This window comes from Azospirillum aestuarii (genome assembly GCF_016632405.1).
Lineage (GTDB): Bacteria > Pseudomonadota > Alphaproteobacteria > Azospirillales > Azospirillaceae > Azospirillum > Azospirillum aestuarii.
The window spans coordinates 956,093-974,434 of sequence record NZ_JAEPIV010000002.1; the positions used below are offsets into that span (position 1 = coordinate 956,093).

Annotated in this window: 12 protein-coding genes; 6 read left to right on the forward strand and 6 right to left on the reverse strand. The window is 70.6% G+C overall.

Features of this window, described 5'->3' with window-relative positions; translation table 11 throughout:
• Positions 1-444: 444 nt before the first annotated feature.
• Positions 445-1,722: an isocitrate lyase gene (gene aceA, locus JJL56_RS09150; protein WP_145623284.1), complete on the reverse strand. Its 1,278-nt coding sequence runs from the start codon at positions 1,720-1,722 to the stop codon at positions 445-447.
• A gap of 189 nt (positions 1,723-1,911) precedes the next feature.
• Between aceA and JJL56_RS09155 the strand changes: the two genes are divergently transcribed.
• From JJL56_RS09155 to JJL56_RS09165, 3 genes are all read left to right on the forward strand, one after another.
• Entirely contained in the window at positions 1,912-3,354 is a 1,443-nt protein-coding gene (locus JJL56_RS09155) for a helix-turn-helix domain-containing protein (protein WP_200484948.1), read from the forward strand.
• 182 nt (positions 3,355-3,536) lie between these two features.
• Entirely contained in the window at positions 3,537-4,310 is a 774-nt protein-coding gene (locus tag JJL56_RS09160) for a ferredoxin--NADP reductase (RefSeq protein ID WP_145623286.1), read from the forward strand.
• A 189-nt stretch (positions 4,311-4,499) separates the two neighbouring features.
• Positions 4,500-6,311 carry a glycoside hydrolase family 17 protein gene (locus JJL56_RS09165; RefSeq protein ID WP_200484949.1) on the forward strand — a complete coding sequence of 604 codons (1,812 nt, stop codon included), beginning with the start codon at positions 4,500-4,502 and terminating at the stop codon, positions 6,309-6,311.
• A gap of 48 nt (positions 6,312-6,359) precedes the next feature.
• Here JJL56_RS09165 and JJL56_RS09170 read toward each other — a convergent pair whose 3' ends face one another.
• Complete coding sequence (locus JJL56_RS09170) at positions 6,360-7,070, reverse strand: orotate phosphoribosyltransferase (protein ID WP_200484950.1); 711 nt, start codon at positions 7,068-7,070, stop codon at positions 6,360-6,362.
• A gap of 265 nt (positions 7,071-7,335) precedes the next feature.
• Here JJL56_RS09170 and JJL56_RS09175 point away from each other — a divergent pair, with 265 nt between their 5' ends.
• Complete coding sequence (locus tag JJL56_RS09175) at positions 7,336-9,003, forward strand: response regulator (protein WP_247890979.1); 1,668 nt, start codon at positions 7,336-7,338, stop codon at positions 9,001-9,003.
• 64 nt (positions 9,004-9,067) lie between these two features.
• On the opposite strand, the gene JJL56_RS09180 is transcribed toward JJL56_RS09175, so the two are convergent.
• From JJL56_RS09180 to JJL56_RS09195, 4 genes are all read right to left on the reverse strand, one after another.
• Complete coding sequence (locus JJL56_RS09180) at positions 9,068-11,404, reverse strand: mechanosensitive ion channel domain-containing protein (protein WP_145623289.1); 2,337 nt, start codon at positions 11,402-11,404, stop codon at positions 9,068-9,070.
• A 150-nt stretch (positions 11,405-11,554) separates the two neighbouring features.
• Positions 11,555-13,300 (reverse strand): oligopeptide/dipeptide ABC transporter ATP-binding protein, encoded by a 1,746-nt coding sequence (locus JJL56_RS09185; RefSeq protein ID WP_345772556.1) that lies wholly within the window; start codon positions 13,298-13,300, stop codon positions 11,555-11,557.
• A complete protein-coding gene (locus JJL56_RS09190; protein WP_200484951.1) occupies positions 13,297-14,118 on the reverse strand; it encodes an ABC transporter permease subunit in 822 nt (273 codons plus the stop codon). Before JJL56_RS09190 ends, JJL56_RS09185 begins: the two co-directional genes overlap by 4 nt.
• The gene (locus JJL56_RS09195) at positions 14,118-14,822 is read right to left on the reverse strand and encodes an ABC transporter permease subunit (RefSeq protein ID WP_200484952.1); all 705 of its coding nucleotides are present in this window, start codon (positions 14,820-14,822) and stop codon (positions 14,118-14,120) included. The genes JJL56_RS09190 and JJL56_RS09195 overlap by 1 nt, the downstream gene beginning before the upstream one ends.
• Positions 14,823-15,080: 258 nt before the next feature.
• Here JJL56_RS09195 and JJL56_RS09200 point away from each other — a divergent pair, with 258 nt between their 5' ends.
• Positions 15,081-17,477 (forward strand): VTT domain-containing protein, encoded by a 2,397-nt coding sequence (locus JJL56_RS09200; RefSeq protein WP_200484953.1) that lies wholly within the window; start codon positions 15,081-15,083, stop codon positions 17,475-17,477.
• The gene (locus tag JJL56_RS09205) at positions 17,474-18,286 is read left to right on the forward strand and encodes an endonuclease/exonuclease/phosphatase family protein (protein ID WP_186452789.1); all 813 of its coding nucleotides are present in this window, start codon (positions 17,474-17,476) and stop codon (positions 18,284-18,286) included. Before JJL56_RS09200 ends, JJL56_RS09205 begins: the two co-directional genes overlap by 4 nt.
• Positions 18,287-18,342: the final 56 nt, after the last annotated feature.

Below are 18,342 nucleotides of genomic sequence, written 5' to 3' on the forward strand. Positions count from 1 at the left end.
TTATTCCGCAGTGCAACGCAGCTTCCCCACCATCGGACAGGGCAACCGACACGGCAATTTCGCGGTCGCGCTCAAGACTTAATCACGATTTCCCGATTGTGGCGGTTGGCATGGCGCAGGTCAGCCATGCCGTCATGGCGCGGCTGTGACAAAGGAGGGGCGCAAAAAAAACGGCCGGAGGTCGCCCCCAGCCGTTCGAAGTCAATAGCGTCAGCCGTTCGAAGAGATCCGGCTCGCACACCGGATCGGGAACCACCGGTCACCGGGGCGGTGGGCCGAAGCCAACCGTCCGAGGATCGGCGCAAACCGGTCATACGGCCCGAGCCGGGGAGGCTGCCGCGATGGGCGGCCGTATGACCCTTTCACACTTTGCGGGGGCAAAGTGCTGTCTCGTTCGAGGCGGGCGCGTCCGGCGGATGGAACCGGACGCGCCCTGCTGTTGGATCAATGGAACTGATCGGCCTCGGTGGAGTCCTTGTAGGCGGTGGTGGAGGACTGGCCGCCCGAGATCGCCGTGGCGACCGCGTCGAAGTAGCCGGTGCCGACCTCGCGCTGGTGCTTGGTCGCGGTGTAGCCTTCGGCCTCCGCCGCGAATTCCGCCTCCTGCAGCTCCGAGTAGGCGGCCATGCCGCGCGCCGCGTAGCCCTTGGCCAGCTTGAAGGCCGAGTAGTTCAGGCTGTGGAAGCCGGCCAGCGTCACGAACTGGAACTTGTAGCCCATGGCGCCGATCTCGCGCTGGAACTTGGCGATGTCCGCCTCGTCCAGGTTGGCCTTCCAGTTGAAGCTCGGCGAGCAGTTGTAGGCCAGCAGCTTGTTCGGGAACTCCTTGCGGATCGCCTCGGCGAAGCGCTTGGCCTCCTCCAGGTTCGGGCGGGAGGTTTCCCACCACAGCAGGTCGGAGTAGGGGGCGTAGGACAGGCCGCGGGCGATGCAATGCTCGACGCCCGTGCCCTTCTTCAGGCGGAAGAAGCCTTCCGAGGTGCGGCCGGCGTCGAAGTCGATGAAGGGATGGTCGCGCTCGTCAACGTCGGAGGTGATGAGCTGCGCGGACTCCGCGTCGGTGCGGCAGAGCACGATGGTCGAGGTGCCCATGGTATCGGCGGCCAGACGGGCGGCGTTCAGCGTGCGGATGTGCTGCTGCGTGGGGATCAGCACCTTGCCGCCGAGATGGCCGCACTTCTTTTCCGAAGCGAGCTGGTCCTCGAAGTGGACGCCCGAGGCGCCGGCCTTGATCATTGCCTTCATCAGCTCGAAGACGTTCAGCGGGCCGCCGAAGCCGGCCTCGGCATCCGCGATGATCGGCGCGAACCAGTAGGTGTCGCCCTTGCCCTCGGCGGTCTGGATCTCGTCGGCGCGCTTGAAGGTGTTGTTGATGCGCTCGACCACCGCCGGCACCGAGTTGGCCGGGTACAGGCTCTGGTCCGGGTACATCTGGCCGGCCAGGTTGGCGTCGCCAGCGACCTGCCAGCCCGACAGGTAGATGGCCTTCAGGCCGGCCTTCACCGCCTGCATCGCCTGGTTGCCGGTCAGGGCGCCCAGCGTGTTGATGTACGGCTCGGTGTTCAGCAGCTCCCACAGGCGCTGGGCGCCCATCTCGGCCAGCGTGTACTCGATCTTGACCGAGCCGCTGAGGCGCTTCACGTCGTCCTGGGTGTAATCGCGCTTGATGCCTTCGAAGCGCGCGGCGCGGAGAGCGGCCTTGGTCTTTTCATCGAGCGACATGGTCGTTTTCCTTCTTTTCGTCACCGTTGCGCTGCTTTTGAGCGCTGCCCTGACAAAACAACTAAAACGCTCTTCGCTGCCTTGCAACATGGCCTTGTTTGTAAAAGGGTCTGTTTGTAAACTGCCGTCCGAAAAGCTCTGTAAATCAGTAAATATTGTAAATCTGCTCAGCTGGAGTTTGGGGCGGTCATGGACAAGAAGGCGATGCTGGGTCCGAAGGTGCGTCGGCTGCGCCGCGACCATGGGCTGACCCAGGCCCAGATGGCCGAACAGCTGGGCATCTCCCCCAGCTACCTGAACCTGATCGAGCACAACCAGCGCCCGGTCACCGTGCCGCTGCTGCTGAAGTTGGGCCAGCAGTTCGGGGTGGACCTGCAGAGCTTCGCCGAGGACGAGGAAAGCCGCCTCGTCGCCGGCCTGCGCGAGGTCTTCGCCGACCCGCTGTTCGACGGCTCCGACATCAAGAACCAGGATTTCCGCGAGCTGGCGGCGGTCGCCCCGACGCTGGGGCAGGCGGTGGTGGCGCTCTACCGCGCCTTCCGCACCAGCCGCGACGACCTGCAGACCCTGTCGGAACGGGTGGCCGACCGCGAGAAGCTGCATCTGGTCCAGACCTCCTCCTTCCCGCAGGACGAGGTGCGCGACCTGTTCCAGGCCCATTCCAACCACTTCGCCGAGCTTGAGGCGGCGGCGGAGGAGCTGTGGCAGGAGGGCCGGCTGGAGAAGGGCGACCTCTACCGTGGCCTGACCGACTATCTGCTGAACAACCACAGCGTCCGCGTCCGGCTGTTGCCGTCCGACATCATGGGCTATGCGGTGCGCCGGTTCGACCGGCATGGGCGGCGTATCCTGCTGTCGGAGATGCTGGCACCGTCCGGGCGGAACTTCCAGCTCGCCTGCCAGATCGCCCTGCTGCGCCACCGCGACCTGCTGAACCGGATCGTCGAGTCGTCCGGCCTGACCGGCGACGAGGCGCGGCGCTTGGCCCGCATCGGTCTCGCCAACTATTTCGCGGCGGCGGTGGTGATGCCCTACGCCCGCTTCTGGGAAGCGGCCAATCAGGTTCGATACGATATCGAAATATTGCGGCGCCGGTTCGATGCCTCGTTCGAGCAGGTCTGCCAGCGGCTGACCACGCTGCAGCGGCCGGGGGCGAAGGGGGTTCCCTTCTTCCTGATGCGGGTGGACAGCGCCGGCAACGTCTCCAAGCGCTTTTCCGGCGCCGGCTTCCATCTGGCGCGCTTCGGCGGCGGCTGCGCCCGCTGGATCGTCTACGAGGCCTTCCGCACGCCGGGAAAGATCCACAGCCAGCTGGCCCAGATGCCCGACGGCACCACCTACTTCTCCATCGCCCGGACGGTGGTGAAGGCCGGCGGCGGCTTCCGCAGCCCACCGCAGCAATTCGCCATCGCGCTGGGCTGCGATCTCCAGCACGCGGCGCAGATCACCTATGCGGACGGTGTGGATCTCGAAAACACCGAGGCGGCGACGCCCATCGGTGTGAATTGCCGGCTCTGTCCACGGCTGGACTGCTCGCAGCGCGCCTTCCCGCCGCTGAACCATCGCCTGATCGTGGACGAGAATCTGCGCGGTTTGTCACCTTATCTCTTCGCCCCGCCGGCAGGAGAGTAGGGCCGCTTATTCTGCAATACCGTCTTGTGGTAAGCGAAAAGCCACAACAAAATTGTTGGTATAAATTAGTGGTCTGTTGACGAATTTGTTGTTAAAGAAGTGTGCTGCAATGCGGCACGGCTTGGCTTCTGAAACGACACCGGCCACGGCATGCCGGTCACCGAAACGGACCTGCGGATTCCATGAGCAATCTGATTCATGAGCGCGTCCTGCGCGTTCACCACTGGACGGACACGCTGTTCAGCTTCACCACCACGCGCGATCCCTCGTTCCGTTTCGATCCCGGACAGTTCACCATGATCGGCCTGGAGGTGAACGGCCGGCCGCTGCTGCGCGCGTACAGCCTGGTCAGCGCCAGCTACGAGGAGACGCTGGAGTTCTTCTCGATCAAGGTGCAGGACGGCCCGCTGACTTCGCGCCTCCAGCACCTCAAGGAAGGCGACACGCTGCTGGTCAACCGCAAGGCGACGGGCACGCTGGTCACCGACAACCTGCTGCCCGGCCGCAACCTGTACCTGCTCAGCACCGGCACGGGCCTCGCCCCGTTCCTCAGCATCATCAAGGACCCGGAGATGTACGCCCGGTTCGACAAGGTGATCCTGACCCACACGACGCGTACGGTGGGCGAGCTGGCGTACGCCGACATCATCAACACCGTCCTGCCGGAGAACGAGTTCTTCGGGGAGGACGTGGCGCAGAAGCTGATCTATTACCCGACGGTGACGCGCGAGCCCTTCCGCAACGAGGGCCGCATCACCGACCTGATCCGCAACGGCAAGCTGTTCTCCGACATCGGGCTGGCCCCCTTCGACCGCGAGGTCGACCGCGTGATGATCTGCGGCAGTCCGGCCATGCTGGACGAGACCAGCGGCATCATGAACGAGCTGGGCTTCTCCATGGGCCACAACGGCGAACCCGGTCATTACGTGATCGAAAAGGCTTTTGTGGAACGCTGAGCGGAATCGCTGGAATAAAGCGGGCCGTGGTTCGTTGATGGGTCGTGACGATGGCACGTCATCAACACCAGTCGGCCCGGTCGGGTCCGACCGGTCCTTGACGGGCGCGCCTCCCTTCCGGGGGCGCGCCCGTTTTCCTTTTCGCCAGATCGTTTTGCCGATCCCGTATTTGGTGTAGACATCCCCTCCATGCGCCTCATCACGATCCTCGCCGTGCTGCTCGTGGCCGGCCTCGCGAATTTTGCCGTCTGGTCGCTGCCGAACCAGCCGGTGCCGCTCGACCCGCCGCCCGGCGGCAAGCTGAAAAGCGTGTCCTTCGCGCCCTTCCGCGACGGGCAGAGTCCGCTGACGCAGACCTTCCCCAGTGTGGAGCAGATCGACGAGGATCTGGCGGCGCTTGCCCCGCAGGTGGCTGGGGTGCGCACCTACACCTCGCTGGAAGGGCTGGAGGTGGTGCCGGAGCTGGCGCGCCGCCACGGCATGCAGGTCACCATGGGGGCGTGGCTGTCGTCGCGGCTGGACAAGAACGAGAAGGAGGTCGCCTCGCTCATCGACCTCGCCAACCGCTACCCGGACGTCATCACCCGCGTGATCGTCGGCAACGAGGTGCTGCTGCGCCGCGAACTGACGCCGGAGCAGGTGGCCGGCTACATCGACCGCGTGAAGGCGGCGGTGAAGCAGCCGGTGTCCTACGCCGACGTCTGGGAATGGTGGCTGAAGTATCCGCAGATCGCGGATCACGTCGATTACCTGACCATCCACCTGCTGCCCTATTGGGAGGACGTGCCGACCGACGTGGCCGGCGCCATGGAGCGCATCCGCGGCAGCTACCGCACGATCGCCCAGCGCTTCCCCGGCAAGCCGATCCTGGTCGGCGAAACCGGCTGGCCGACGGAGGGCCGGTCGCGCGGCGCCGCGGTCACCGGGCTGGTCAACAAGGCCAAGTTCGTCAACGGCTTCGTCCGCCTCGCCGAGCAGGAGGGCTTCGATTACAACGTGATCGAGGCCTTCGACCAGGGCTGGAAGGCCAAGCTGGAGGGCACGGTGGGCGGTCACTGGGGTCTCTACACCGCCGACCGTCAGGCGAAGTTCGCCCTGGCCGGGCCGGTGGTGGAGAATCGCCAATGGCCGATGCTGTTCGGCGTCTCCTCCGGCCTCGCGCTGCTTCTGGTCGCCGGGCTGACCCTGCGGGGCCGTCCGCTGACCGCCGGGGCCTTCGCCGCCCTGGCCTTCCTGACGCAGGCGCTGTCCACCCTGTTCGTCCACGCCGTCTGGGGCGCCCTGCACGGCAAGCACTACCCGCAGGACGTGGCGCTGTCCGTCGTCATGCTGACCGCCACCGCCGTCCTGTCGATGACCGTTCTGCTGGCCGCCCGGCGCGCGCTGGGCAGCGGCGGGCTGGCGCTGGAGCCGCTGGCGCCGCTGCGCGGCCGTCCGGCGCTGTCGCGGCTGGAGACGGTGGGCAAGGCCGCCGCCGTGGTCCTCGCCCTGCTGGGGATCGTCTGGAGCTTCCTGATCGTGTTCGACGGGCGCTACCGCGACTTCCCCAACTGGTACTTCGCCCTGCCGGCGCTCGGCCTGCTGGCGCTCGGCGCCATGCGCGCGACGCGGCGTCCGGAGGGCACGGGGGCGCTGGCCGCCTGGGGCATCGGCGGGCTGTTCCGCCCCGCCGTGCCGGTGGCCGATACTCCGGCGGGCGGCCTGTGCGGCGCCGTCCGCCTCCTGCCGCTTGAGACGGCGCTGGCCGTCCTGCTGCTGCTCGGCGCGCTGCTGACCGTGCTGGCGGAAGGCGTGGTGCCGATGGAGTCGCTGATCTACGGGCAGCTTCCCTTCATGGAGGCCCTGCACGAGGTGGTGTGGACCAGCCCGAACTGGGAAGCGCTGTCCTGGGCCGGGCTCCAGCTTCTGCTGGCGGTGCCCTACGCCGCCGCCGTCCTGGCCGCCCGCTGTGGCGAGACCGCCCGCGCCGGCCATCAGTGGGTCCGCATCGCCGGGCAGTGACGGTCTTCCCCCTCTCCCGCTTGGCGTGGGAGAGGGGCACGCCCCGCCTCAGGCCGCCTTCTCGCTTTTCCGGCTGCCCTGATGCTCCGCGGTCCAGCGCTTGGGGTCGTGCAGAAAGGCGTGGATTTCGCCCTGGGCCTTCCTGTCCAGGTAATGGCCGCGGTTCGCCACCTCCAGCACGTCCCACCAAGTCGCCAGCGCGTGCATCGTGATGCCCAGCGGGGCCAGATGCTCCTGGATCTCGTCGAAGATCCCGTACTGGAACAGCACGAACAGGTCGCGCACGTCGCAGCCCGCCTCTTTCAGAGGCTGGGCGAAGCGGGCCTTGCGGTGGCCGTCGGCGGCGATCTGCTCGACCAGGAGCATGCGCCAGCCCGGCTCCACCCGCCCTTCGATCCGGTGCTTGTAATCCTGCTGGCCCTCCGGCGCCTCCTTGCGCACGAAGACGAGGGGAAGCTCCATCCGGTCGGCGATCAGCGCGGCCCAGGGCACGCCGGCCCCCTCGGCGGCGGCGATGGCGTCCAGTTCGCCGTCGCCGATCTCCTGTTCGATCATCCGCAGCGCGAAGTCGAGCACCTCGTCGCGCACCGCGGGGTAGGAGAACAGCCGCCGCCCTTCCAGATGGACCGGGCTGACCAGCCCCGATCCGTGGCGGCAAAGATGGTCCGGATCGTATCGGACGCAGCCGGTTTCGATCAGATGGCGGGCCACGCCGATGGCCCCTTCGCGTAACTCGATGTCCCAAGCGTCCGGTATCATGCCCTGCCCCCGTCGTTCTCGCGTTGTTTTTCAGCCTCGGTTATTCAGCCTCGGTTTTTCGCCTCACGCCTTTCTCCCGATGATCACCCGTTCGGGGCGGGCCGCAACCCCTCCACACGCGCCGGGGTGGGCGCTTTGGCGGTAGCCGGAACGGGGGACGACAAGACGTCGCAGCCTCCCTCCGCCTGCAGTCGCGTGTGCGGAATCGCCGGGGCGGTTGACATGAACCGCATCAAACGTTGAAAAAGAGAATCGAATTGTAGCCATGCAGCTTGGCAGAGCGGGGCGGGGAGCGGCGATGTCGGACATCCAGGGCTGGGGCCAGGACGAGGACGACGACCTGCTGTTCGCCGACGAGGACGCTCCGGACCCGTCGTCCGCGACGTCCGGCCCCGCCGCCGCTCCCTGGAAGCTGCTGATCGTCGACGACGACCCGGAGGTGCACGCGATCACCCGCGTGGTGCTGAACGACGTGACCTTCGACGGGAGGCGCCTGCAGTTCCTGTCCGCCCATTCGGGGGGCGATGCGCGGGCGATCCTGAACGATCATCCCGACATCGCCGCCGTCCTGCTGGACGTGGTGATGGAGACGGAGGACGCCGGCCTGCGGCTGGTCCACCACATCCGGGAGGTTCTGGGCAACCGGCGGGTCCGCATCATCCTGCGCACCGGACAGCCCGGACAGGCGCCGGAACGGCAGGTGATCGTCAGCTACGACATCAACGACTACAAGGCCAAGAGCGAGCTGACCGCCCAGAAGCTGTTCACCACCACGGTGGCCGCCCTGCGCTCCTACCAGCACATCGACGCGATCGAACGGAACCGGCAGGGGCTGGAGACGATCGTCGACGCCGCCGGAACCCTGTTCGAGCAGCGCTCCATGGACCGCTTCGCCGTCGGCGTGGTGGAGCGGGTCGCCGCCTTGCTGCCGCGGGCGGCCGGCGCCTTCCTGTGCGCGGTGCCGGCCGGCCTGAATCCGGAAAGCCCAAATCCGGAAAGCCCGGAGCCGGAAGGCCGGCCGCGGGAGGCGGAGGTTCTGTGCGGAACCGGCGTCTTCGCCGCCGCCGCGGGCCGGCCGGTCAGCGCCGTGTTGCCGGACGCGGCCTGCGCCGACATCGCCGCCGCCCTGGCGTGGGGCCGCAGCCTGCACCGCGACGACCACAGCGTCGCGCCGTTCCAGACCCGGAGCCCTGGCCCCGGCGCGCTGTTCATCGGCGGGCATGGCGGCCTGCCCGACGTCGAGCGTCGGCTGCTGGAGATTTTCTGCTCCCGGATGTCGGTCGGGTTCGACAACGTGGCCCTCTACGAACAGCTCCGCCTCGCCCAGATCGCCACGGTGCACGCCCTGGGCAAGCTGGCCGAATACAAGGACGAGGTCACCGGTGAGCATGTCCGGCGCATCGGCCGCTGGGCCACCGCCATCGCGCGGGAACTCCAGGCGCGGGGCGCTTGCGGCGGCGCGGCGGACGACCTTTTCTGCGAGCTGATCGGGCTGGCCAGCATGCTGCACGACGTCGGCAAGGTCGCCATCCCCGACCGAATCCTGCGCAAGCCCGGCAAGCTGGACCCCGAGGAGATGGTCCAGATGCGCGAGCACGCCGCCATCGGCGGACGCATCCTGCGCGACGCCTCCGGCCCGGTCGGCGGTCGCAGCTATCTGACGATGGGAGCGGAGATCGCCGAGAGCCACCACGAGAAGTTCGACGGCAGCGGCTATCCCCACGGGTTGGCGGGTGATGCCATCCCGCTGTCGGGCCGCATCGTGGCGGTCGCCGACGTCTACGACGCCCTGCTGCACCGCCGCCCCTACAAGGAGGCCTGGGAACCGGCGGCGGTGGTCGATCTGATCCGCGCCGAGTCGGGCCGGCATTTCGACCCGCGCGTCGTCGACGCCTTCGTTGCGGTTCTGGAGCGCGGCGGGCCGGAGGCGTAGACCAGCCCCCGGCCGCACCGTTCTTTTTTACGAGCCTTGGCCTTTTTACGAGCCCCGGCCTTTTTCAAGAGCCTTGGCTGAGCGCCTCGGCCAGCGCCCGGTCGGGATGGTTCCCGCCGACGATGAGCTGCATGGAGCCGGTCGGCACCTCCACACCCAGTTCCTCGAAGCGCTTCCTCATGCGCCGGTTGAACTCGCGCGACACACCCCACTGCCGGGTCGGGCGGGTCTTGAAGCGCGCGGTGATCAGCTGGGTCGAGTCGGGCTGGAACTTGTCCAGGCCCATCACCTCCAGCGGCGCCATGATGTCGGGCGCGAACAGCGCGTCGGTTTGCAGGCTCGTGCCGATCTCCTTCAGCAACTCGATCACGCGGTCGGGGTCCTCGCGGTAGGCCACCCGCACCTCGAACAGGGCGTAGGAGAAGTCCTTCGACATGTTCTTGACGGTGCTGACCGAGTTGAAGGGCACGGTGTGGATGGCGCCCGACCCGTCGCGCAGCCGGATGGAGCGGATGGAGATGGCCTCGACCACGCCGGAATGGCCGCCGCCCACATCCACCACGTCGCCGATGGAGATGCTGTCCTCGAACAGGATGAACAGGCCGGTGATGATGTCCTTGACCAGGGTCTGCGACCCGAAACCGACGGCCAGACCGACCACACCGGCACCGGCCAGCAGCGGCGCGATGTTGACGCCCAGCTCCGACAGGGTGATCAGCGACACCATGGTCACCAGCACCACCAGGAAGGCGTTGCGCAGCAGCGGCAGCAGGGTGCGCACCCGCGCGCTGCGCTCGATCCGCGTGCCGTTGCGGTCGGTGGAGGCGAGGAAGCGCTCGATCATCGCGCTCACCACCTCCCAGGCGACGATGGAGCCGACCAGCAGAAGGCCGATGGTGACCGTGCTGCGCAGGATGCGCTGGCCCAGCCGCGTGTCCGTCCAGGCCAGCGTGTCGAAGCCCCAGCCGTAGAGGATCATCATCGCCGCGCCGACCCAGATCACCGTCTTCACCACCCGGTGCAGGAAAGGCAGGTAGAGCGAGGCGCGGTCCTTCAGCGGCGGCAGGGCGCCCTGGCTGTCCGGAACCATGCGCAGGCCCCGGCGCAGGCCGCGGTTGATGCCGTTGACCAGCAGCCGGGCGATCACCGCGACCAGGATCGTGGTGCCGGTGGCGCGGGCCAGATACTCGAATCCGCCATAGACGTTCAGCACCCAGACGCCGAAGGTCACCACCACGTAGATGATCGCCAGAACGTGCCAGACGTCGGCGAAGCGGCGGCGGGCGGAGCGCAGAACGGCGCCCTGGCCCTCCGCCTCGCGCTCCGCGGTGGCCGCCGGGTCGCCGTCGCCGGACAGCGGGTTGCCGTGCATCCAGTCGGCGACGATGCGGCGGTTCTGCAGGATCAGCGCGATCAGCATCCCGGCGATCGCCAGCCCCAGCAGCTTCAGGAGCGCGCCGTAGGCGCCGAGCGGCAGGCCCAGCACATAGGCGCCCTCCGCCAGGAAATAGCCGTAGACGCCGACCGCGGCCAGCCGGCGGACCCAGCGGTAGAGGCGCAGCGCGTTGGCGTCGCCCATCCGCACCATCCGCAGGGAGGGCGCGAAGGGCGAGATCAGGATGCGGGCGGCGACCAGCAGGATCTGCAGGATGACGGTGGCGTTGATGACCGCCAGCGCGACCAGCCGGACGCGCGGCCCCGGCTCGCTGACCGACAGGATGGCGTAGGCGACGACGATGAAGGCGGCGATGGGCGCCAGCTCCAGCAGCGCGCGGCCGAGCAGCAGCGGCAAGCGCACCAGCAACGTGGTGCCCCGGCGGGCGGCCAGTGCGTTGCGCGGGCGGGCGAGCAGCCAGCCGACGAAGCGCTCGACCGCCAGACCGGCGGTCAGGATCATCGTCAGCTGGATGGCGATCTGCACCCAGCGGTCGCGGGCGGTCGGGTCGACCATCTGCCGGTTCGCCCACTCGATGGCGCCGGGCAGCTCCTTGAACACGTTGCCGACCTGGACGAGCTGGCGGCTCAGCACGTCCATGCGCTCGGCCAGGAAGGACAGGGCGCTGGCCCCGATGGTCTCGGGCAGGGTGCTGGCCGCCGGGGCCTCCTCGGCCTTGGCCTGCTCCAGCCCCCTTTGCGCGGCGACCAGCGCCTTCAACTGCTCGACCAGCCGGGCGCGGGCCGCCGGGTCCTCCAGCGTCGTGATCATCGCCTGCATCTGCTCGGGCGTCGGATCGGGCGAGGCGGCGGATTCCGCGGGTGCCGCCGCGGCCGGGGCCGGCATGGCGGCCCCCGGAACCGGGCCGGCGGCCAGCGACGGCGTGGCGAAGCCGGCGAGAAGCAGCAGAAGGACGGCGAGTGCGCCGATGCAAGGGACCGTCCACCGGGTGCGTGCGCGAAGCATCCCTGTCCTTTTCCGTGATTTCAGCAATGCGGGCGTGAAGGCCGGGGACGTTATCCCGTGCCCGCCTCCTTGCCAACCCGCGCAGTTTCAGACCTTTTTGGGACGGAATTGCGGCCCCGCCCAAGGCGTCGGCGGGCGCCGGACAGGGGGTTAAGGGGCTTTCCCATCCTCCTGGGCGCTGTCCTGAGCGACATGGCAGGCGACTCGGTGGCCCGGCGCCACGGGGTCGAGCGTCGGGGGAACCTGGGCGCAGCCGTCATGGGCGAGCGGGCAGCGCAGCCGCAGGGGGCAGCCGGTCGGCGGGCGCAGGGGCGACGGCGGATCGCCGTGCAGCGCCGGGCGGTCCAGGCCGGCTGCCGCGATCAGTGCGCGGCTGTAGGGGTGGCGCGCCCCGGTGGCCAGAACCACGCTGTCCGCCGACTCGACGATCCGGCCGAGCAGAAGCACCAGCGCCCGCCGCGCGATCCGCAGGCCCTCCGCCGCGTCCTGGGTGGCGTAGAGCAGGGCCAGCCGGCGGCGGCGGCGGATCGCCTGCAGCAGGGCCAGGAAGTCCGCCCGCTCCGACCCGTCGAGCGTTGCCGCCGGCTCGTCGCAGACCAGCAGGCGCGGCTCCGGCAGCAGGGCGCGGGCCAGCCCGGCGCGCGCCGCCTCCGCCGGACGGAGCGAACCGGGATGGAGGTCGAGGACCGCCGCGGGCAGACCGACCTCCTCCAGCGCCTCGGCCAGCCGCGCGGCGCGGTCGGCAGTGGATTGGGCGGCGGATTGGGCGGCGGATTGGGCGGTGGACCGGGGGGGCCGCAGCGACTCCAGCGTCTCGGCGAGCTGCGCGCCGATGGTCATCAGCGGGTCGAAGGCGGCCAGCGGATCGGGGAAGAGGATTTGCAGGTCCCCCCGTGCGCGGCGCATCGCCTCCGGTGGGGCGGCGGCGAGGTCGGTCCCCAGCCAGGACACCTGACCGCCGACCGACGGAACCAGCCGAAGGATGGCGCGGGCCAGCACCGACTTGCCGCTGCCCGTCTCGCCGAGCAGGGCCAGCGTCTCGCCCTCGGCCAGCGCGATGGACAGGCCGTCCACGACGGTCAGCCAGCGCTCCGCGCCGCGCCAGCTCCGCCCCAGCGGAAAGGCGACACGCAGGTCGCGCACCGACAGGATGGGCGGGCCGGAGGGCGCCGGCTCCACCGGGGGCGGGGCGGGGGTGGGTTCTTCCTCCGGCGCTTCCAGGCGACCTTGAGCCAGGATCAGCCGGCGGTCGGCCAGACCGGAAGGAACCGGATCGGCCTGGATTGGATCGGGTTGCGGGCGTCCGGCGAGCAGCAGCGCCGTTCCGGCCTCCCGCGTCCAGGCGGCGAGGTCGCTCAGCAGGCGGACGCGCTGGGTGGGGTCGAGCGCGGCGGCGGGGGCGTCGGCGAGCAGCAGCGCCGGCTCCGCCGCCATGGCCAGCGCCAGCGCGGCCCGCCAGCGCATCGCCTCGCCCAGTTCGTGCGGGTGGAGCGCCAGCCGGCGCGCGGCGGCGGGCACCTGGAAGCGCTCCAGCGCCTCGGCGGCGCAGCGCAGGGCGGTGCGCTCGTCCATCCCGGACTGGTGGGCCAACAGTTCGGTGAACTGGGCGCCGATCGTGCGAAGCGGGTCCAGGGCGCCGTCCTGGGTGACCAGGATGCGCCGTCCTTGGATGTGGATGTCGCCCAGCACCGTGACGCCCTTCGGGGCCAGCCCGGACAGTGCCCGCAGCAGCAGCGTCTTGCCCGCCCCGGCGGCGCCCGACAGGGCCAGCACTTCGCCGGGCTCAACGGCAAAGCTCAGCCGGTCGAGCAGGATGTCGCGGCTGGTCAGGAGGGATAGCCCCTCCACCCGCAGCGGCGACCGGTCGTCCGGCCCGATCACGTCCGCTCCGCTCACCGGCGCCCTCCCGCGGTCGTGGAGAAGGCCGTGGCGAAGGCCAGCCGCATCCCGTCGCCCACCCCGTGCAGCGCCCACAGGGTCAGCGCCAGCAGCAGCGCCGGCCCGGCCAGCGCCACGGCGTCGCCCGCCCGCGCCGCCGCGCCGATGGCGGTTCCCCAGCCGGTCACCCCCGCCGGCAGGCCGAGGCCGAGCAGGCTGGCGAGGCTTTCCGCCATCAGGGCGCGGGGAAGGGCGGTCCAGGCCGCCGCGGCGAGCGGCAGGACGGCGTTGGGCAGGATGTGGCGGCGCAGCCGGCGCCCGTTGGGAATCCCGGCGGCCTGGGCGGCGCTCAGGAACTCCCGCCGCAGCAGGGCGCGCAGCTCGTCCCGTGCGATGACGGCCACCGCCGGAGCGGCGATCAGGGCGGTCACCACGGCCATCGGCGCCAGCCCGCGCGCCGGACCCAGCAGCCCGCCGGCCAGTGGCAGGGCCAGCGCCAGGGGCAGGCCGGTCAGGGCGGCGGCGGGCGCCATCATCGCCCGCTCTGCCCGCTCGCCCAGGGCCACCGCGACGGCGGCCCAGAGCAGGCCGAGGGCGGCCCCGCCAAGCCCGGCGAGCAGCGCGAAGGACAGGCTCTGGTGCCCGGCGGCCAGCGCCGCCCCCACCGGACCGCCCCCGGCGACGAGGCCGGCCGCGACCGCCAGCATCAGCGCGGCCAGAACGGTCAGCCCCGCCGCCGCGGGCCGGTGCGCGGTCAGCCGCTGCCCGGCCTTCTGCCAGGGGCCGTCGCGCCAGTGTGGATCAGTGCGGGACTCGGTGCCGGCGGGTCCGTGCATCAGGCCATCCGGGCGCGTGGATCGATGAAGCCGTGCAGCGCGCCGCCCAGGGCGCCCAGCAGCACGGTGAGGCCGCACATCCCGGCGAGCGCGGCGAAGGCCATGCCGGTGTCCCCGGCGCGCGCCGCCTCGACGAACAGTTGTCCGGCACCGGTGTGGCCGAACAGGCTTTCCACCGCCACCGCCGCGGTCACCGTTCCGGCCACGGCGCTGCGCAGGCCGCCCATCGCCGCCGACAGCCCCAGCGGCAGTACGAGCCGCCACAGCAGGGCGGAGCCGTCCATCCCCCGCCCGCGCGCCGCCAGCAGAACCGTGTCCTCCGCCCCGGCCCGCGCCCGGCCGGCGAGCGTCGCGGCTTGGGCGGCGGCGGGCAGGGTGAGGGCGGCGAGGCCCAGCAGGACGGGCGCCTTCGCCAGCGTGGCGGCGAAGATCGCGGCCAGCAGAAAGCCCGGCATGGCCGGCCCCACCCCGCCCAGGACGGCGCCCAACGCCCCGCCCAGGGCGCCGAACAGGGCACCGAGCCCGGTCCCCAAGACCAACGCCGGCAGGACCAGCGCCAGCGTCGCCGGCAGGGCGGCCAGCACGGCGCCCAACGCCGGCGCCCAGCCGGGTCCCGCCAGCGCGGCCACCATGGCGGCGGCGAGCGCGAGGCCCAGCAGGGCCGGCACCACGGCCAGAACCCGGCGCAGGACGAGGCTCAGCATCGGCCCCGCCGGGAGCGGGCGGCCGTGACGATCGGAGTCGATGGAGGGACGGGCAAGCGGATCACAACAGGCGGGTCATGCGACAATGGCGGACGCGAATGGAGTCCTCCTGACGGTACCCAGGTCCCGGCCGGTCGGGCAATGGAATTTCGCCTCTCGGCGGGGTGCGGGGAGGGTTGGGCGGCTGCGGTGTTGTTCGGGCATTCGCCTTCCTGGCCGGTCGCAGCCCGTCCCGGACGCACCATATGTGAAACCCCGATGCCGATCCCCGCAGGAACCCCGGTCCAGCCGCGTCCCATGCCCGACCAGCCGTCCCTCCTCCCCACGCCGCCGGACCCAACGCTCAGCAGGGCGCTCTCCGGGGCACTCTCCAGTGGGGCCGCGGACCCGCTGCTGGTGCCGGGCCGCACCTGCTGGCGGGTGGAGCGGGCGGAGCGGGTCGGGGTCATCGTCGATGCCGAGGATTACTTCGCGCACGCCAAGGCGGCAATGCGGCAGGCGCGGCGCAGCATCTACCTGACCGCCTGGGACTTCGACGCCCGCATCCGGCTGACCCCGCAGGCGCGCCACCCGCGCCGCCCCGACAAGCTGGGCAACCTGCTGAACTGGCTGGCCGCGACCCGCCCGGACCTGACCATCCATGTGCTGAAGTGGGACTTTGCGGAGCTGTTCGATCTGGCCCGCTGGTCGCAGCCGCTGTTCCTGCGCGGCTGGCTCAGCCATCCGCGCCTCCAGTACCGGCTGGACGGCGACCATCCCGCCGGGGCCTGCCACCATCAGAAGATGCTGGTGATCGACGACCGCCTGGCCTTCTGCGGCGGGCTGGACATCACCGCCAACCGCTGGGACACCCGCGCCCACCGCGCCGACGAGCCGCTGCGCCGCCAGCCGGACGGCACCCCCTACGAGCCCTTCCACGACGTGATGATGGCGGTGGACGGCGACGCCGCCCGCGCGCTGGGCGACCTGTTCCGCGAGCGCTGGCGCCGCGCCACCGGCTGCGTGCTGTCGCCGCCCGTCATGGACGTGCTTGGTGGCGGCGGCGGCGTTTCCGACGGCAAGCGCCCCCGGCGGCTGCGGCTGAAGGCGCGCCGGGCCGGGCCGGACAGCCCCGACCCCTGGCCGCAACAGCTCGTCCCGCTGCTCAGGGGCATGCCGGTCGGCATCGCCCGCACCGAGCCCCACTACAACGGGCGCGCCGAGGTGCGGGAGGTCGAGGCGCTCTACGCCGCCGCCATCGCCGCGGCCGAGCGCTTCATCTACATGGAAAGCCAGTATTTCGCCTCGGTCGCCGTCGCCGAGGCGCTGAAGGCGCGGCTGGCCGAGCCGGACGGGCCGGAGGTGGTCGTCGTCAACTCCGCCCGCACGTCGAGCTGGCTGGAGAACACCGTGATGCTCGGCGCCCGCGCCCGGCTGGTGAAGGAACTGCGCGAGGCCGACCGGAACGGGCGCTTCCGCTTCTACATCGCGAATACGGGCAGCGTTAAGACCGGCAGTGTCGGCATCACCATCCACGCCAAGGTGATGGTGGTGGACGACCGGCTTCTGCGCATCGGGTCGGCCAACCTGAACAACCGGTCGATGGGGCTGGACACCGAATGCGACATGGCGCTGGAGGCGCCGCACGGGCGCGTGGAGGGGCGTGAGGCCCGGCGGGCCATCGCCGGGGTGCGCGACGACCTGATCGCCGAGCATCTGGGGGTGGCACCGGAAAGCGTGACGGCGGAGTTGCGCCGCTCCGGCTCGCTCATCCGCACGGTGGAGACGCTGCGCCGGCCCGGCGGGCGGACGCTGGAACCGCTGGAGGACGCCGATCCCGGCCTGCTGGCCGCCGCCGTCGCCGACTCCATGCTCTTCGACCCCGAACGTCCGGTGGGTGCTGCGGACATCGTGTGGCGCGTCCTGCCGTCGCGCATTCCGCGGCGCCACCACTGGCTGGCGCTGGCGATCATCCTGGCGGTGGTCGGCGGAGTCTGGGGATTGTGGAACCACACGCCGCTGCGCGACTGGGCGACCCTGGACGCCGTGCTGGGGGCGTTCGAGCGGTTGCGCCAATCGGCCTTCGGGCCGCTGTGGCTGATCCTGCTCTATGTCGCCGGGGGCTTCGTGCTGTTTCCGGTGCTGCTGCTGATCGCGGCGACGGCCATCGCGCTGGGGCCGTGGGTGGGCTTCCCGACCGCGCTGGCCGGGGTGCTGGCCTCCGCCGCGGCGCTGTTCTGGGTGGGCCGCCTCGCCGGCCGGCGCCCCATCGAGCGCTACGGCGGCGCGGTGGTGCGACGGGCCAGCGACGCGCTCGGCGAGCGCGGCGTGCTGGCCATGGCGGCGCTGCGGGTGGTGCCGGTGGCACCCTTCACCGTGGTGAACCTCGTCGCGGGGGCTTCCCGCATCCGGTTTCCCGACTATCTGTTCGGGACGATCCTGGGGATGGCGCCGGGAATCCTTGTCTTCAACCTGCTCGGGCACCAGCTTGAGCGTGTGTTGACGGAACCGACGCCCACCGACATGGTTCTTCTGGGTCTGGCGGCGGTGACGGCGCTGGGGTTCGGCTGGGCCGGCAATCGGCTGGTGCGGGCTCTGGGGGCAAGGCGGCCAACAACCGGGCCGACCACCGGGCCGACCACCGGAGAGACAGCGAAGGGAGACCAACAGCGGTGATCCGATTCAGCCGAGAGCGTGTGCAGCGGATCGCCTCCGCGCTGCGCGCCGCCCGTGTCCGCCGCCCGAAGCGCCGCGTCGACAGCCGCAGCGGCCCGGTGCCGGAGGGCATGGCGCCGCTGCGCGTGGCGACCTGGAACATCCACAGCTGCGTCGGGCTGGACGCGCGCTTCGCGCCGGACCGCATCGCCGAGGTCATCAAGGAGCTGGACGTCGATCTGGTCGGGCTCCAGGAGGTCGGCTGGCATCACCGCGGCGAATCCGGGCTGGACCAGTTCGCCTTCCTGGAACGCGCCACCGGCCTGAAGGCCCACGCCGGCCCGACCAAGCACAACGCCCACGCCCATTACGGCAACGCCATCCTGACCCGGCTGCCGGTCCTGAAATGCGAACCCATCGACCTCAGCGTCGGGCGGCGGGAGCCGCGCGGCGGCATCGACGTGATCGTCGAGGTGCAGGGGCGCCCGGTGCGCATCATCGTCGCCCATCTCGGCCTCGACCCGTGGGAGCGGGCGCGGCAGGTCGGCGCCATCGTGGACCGGCTGGAGGAGCAGCCGGCCCTGCCGACCCTGTTCATGGGCGACCTCAACGAATGGGCGCCGAACTCGCCCCGGCTGCGCAAGCTGGCCGAGGCCTTCCCCGACTGGGCCAGCCCGCGCAGCTTCCACGCGCGGATGCCCACCCTGCGGCTCGACCGCATCTACGTGAACAACGGGCTGACCATCCCGTCCTACGAGGTGGTGCGCACGGTGCTGACGCGCCGCGCGTCCGACCATCTGCCGGTGCGCGCCACCGTGGCGGTGCCATAACCGATATTCCCGCTCGGGTATGCCGGGCCCTTGATTGCTGCAAGGCGCGTGCGCGG